Raw genomic sequence first — 2,319 nt, 5'->3', positions numbered from 1 at the left:
GCCGCGTGCTGCCCCGGACGCGCCAGCACGACGGGCAGCAGGACGGCCCCCGCCGCCGCCACCCCCGCCGGCCGACGGAACCGCACGGCGGGCGCGGATGGAGCTCCGGAAGCGGACAACACTCCGGCGGCGGAGGACACGGGGCCGGGCTCGGCAGACATGCCTCCGAGCCTAAGGTCCAGGCGACCGCCGCCCTCCCCCGACCCGTATCCTCCGAAACCATGACGACGGTGTACCTCCTGGACGGCACGCGGATCAGGACGACGGACGACTTCTGGCACGCGATCGGCGAGGCGGTCAACGGCCCCGGCGGCTACTTCGGCCGGAACCTCGACGCGCTCGCCGACTGCCTCGGCGGCGGGTTCGGCACGCCGGACGACGGCGACTTCGCGGTGGAGTGGCACGACCACGGGGTCTCCCGCGAGCACCTGGGCCACGCCGAAACGATCCGTCAGCTGGAGCTCCGGCTGGCACGCTGCCACCCCGCGAACCGTCCGGCCGTCGCCGCCGAGCTGGCCGAGGCGCGGGCGGGACGCGGGCCGACGGTGTTCGACCGGCTGGTCACGATCTTCGAGGAGCGCGCGCCGGGCGCCCTGCGGTTCCTGTGACGCCCCGGCGTCGCCGCACGGTACCGTTCCTTGCCGCGCGCCCCGCCCGGCACGGAGACGGAAACCGGAGGACCAGCCCGATGAGCGAAGCGCCGCCGCCCGACTACGGCCGACTCGCCGCCGTCGGCCCGTACTTCGCCCTGGACGTCGCCGCCCTGCCCGGTCAGGCGCCGCCGCCGGGCTTCCGGCCGCTGCGCGAGTTCTACGCCCCGGACCCGGGCGGGCCGCTGGCCGGCCGGGTGCGCGAGGTGGCGCGGCGGCTGGGCACGGACGAGCCGCGGGTCGCGGCGTCCATCCTCCACCTCGGCCTGGCCGCCCGGTTCTGTTCGGTGGGCCTCGGTGCGGCCGTCCTGCTCGGCGAGCTGCCCGACCTGGGCCCCGACCGGGCCTGGGTCCGGGTCCCCGAGCAGGGACCGATCGACCTCTGGCTGCCGGGCGGGCCCGCCACGGCCGACCCGGCACCGCTCGCAGACCGCTTCCGGCGGACCGTCGTCGAGGGGTGGTTGGCGGACCTGGCGGCGGCGGTCCGGTCCGTGGTCCCGCTCTCCGACGGACTACTGCGGGGCAACGCGGCCTCCGCGCTGGCGGGCGCGCTGCGCGTACTGGGCGCCCACGCCGCACCGGATCCGGCCCGCGCGCTCGTCGCCGAGGCGCTCGACCACCCACCGCTCGCCGGAACCGGCGCACTCACCGGGACCGCGTTCCGACGCACCAGCTGCTGCCTCTACTACCGGACCGCACCGCGGGCGGGTGTCTGCGGCGACTGCTGCTTCACCCGCCCACCGGGCCGCCGGTAGCGCGCACCGCCCGCCTACCGCTCCAGCGTCGCCGCCAGCAGGTTCGGGTCGGTCAGGGTGAAGAAGGCGGCGCTCGGCACGTACACCGTGTCGCCGCCGATCCCGACCGCCGTGGGGTTGGAGAGGCCGTCGGACGCGTCGAGGACCGTGTGACGGGTCCCGTCCGGTCCGATGTGCACGACCTCGCTGGAGGGGTTGAGCGCCGCGAGCAGGTCGTCGCCGTCGCCGACGAACGCGAAGTCGTCGAGCCCGGGGAGGCCGCCGGCGTGGACCTCGACGGGGCCGGCGGCGCCGTCCGGGCCGATCGGGACGCGCAGCAGGGAGCCGGTCTCGGTGTTGCCGACCCACACGGCGCCCCGGTGCACCTTGAGGCCGTTGGCACCGAAGGCCTTGACCGGCTTGAGCGCGGCGTCGTCCGACCAGACCGCCGGGGCGCCGCCGTCCAGCGGGACGACCCGGACCAGGCCGAGCACCGAGTCGGCGGAGTACAGCACGCCCGCGTGCTCGTCCAGCGCCAGGCCGTTGGGCAGGCTCTCCGCGGGGAACGCGGCGATCCGCTCGGGCTCCTCGCCGGGGCAGAGCCGCCAGATCCCGGTGAGGTCCTCGGTGCCGGTGGCGTAGGCGAAGTACAGCGTGCCGTCGTCGGCGCGGGCCAGGCCGGAGACGACGGCCGCGCCGATCACGGGGGTCGCCGGGTGCTCGGGCGCGGGCATGGTGGCGAGCACGGTGAGCCGGCCGTCCGGGGATACCCGGCCGACCTGGCGGGCGTTGGAGAAGGTGAGGTCCACCGCGCCGTCGGGTTCCACGGCGATGTTCTCCGGCTGGAGGCCCTGGGCGATGTCGAAGTGGGCGACGATCCGGGCGTCGGCGAGCGGCGGCGCCACGGCCACGCCCGGCGGGGCGGCGAGCAGCGC

The 2,319-nt window shown here is 76.5% G+C and carries 3 protein-coding genes; 2 read left to right on the top strand and 1 reads right to left on the bottom strand.

The genetic code is table 11. The features are described 5' to 3' along the window. Positions 1 to 221: 221 nt before the first annotated feature. Both ABD308_RS11530 and ABD308_RS11525 read left to right on the top strand, forming a co-directional pair. Complete coding sequence (locus ABD308_RS11530; RefSeq protein WP_344331978.1) at positions 222 to 608, top strand: barstar family protein; 387 nt, start codon at positions 222 to 224, stop codon at positions 606 to 608. Positions 609 to 688: 80 nt separating this feature from the next. Continuing rightward, positions 689 to 1,405 carry a (2Fe-2S)-binding protein gene (locus tag ABD308_RS11525; protein ID WP_344331976.1) on the top strand — a complete coding sequence of 239 codons (717 nt, stop codon included), beginning with the start codon at positions 689 to 691 and terminating at the stop codon, positions 1,403 to 1,405. A gap of 14 nt (positions 1,406 to 1,419) precedes the next feature. Here ABD308_RS11525 and ABD308_RS11520 read toward each other — a convergent pair. After that, the coding region (locus tag ABD308_RS11520; protein ID WP_344331974.1) for an SMP-30/gluconolactonase/LRE family protein at positions 1,420 to 2,319 on the bottom strand (900 nt) is incomplete at its 5' end.

This window comes from Kitasatospora putterlickiae, from assembly GCF_039527695.1.
Lineage (GTDB): Bacteria > Actinomycetota > Actinomycetes > Streptomycetales > Streptomycetaceae > Kitasatospora > Kitasatospora putterlickiae.
Note: the sequence above shows the minus strand (reverse complement) of the source record. Positions and strands in the feature narration are given on the sequence as shown.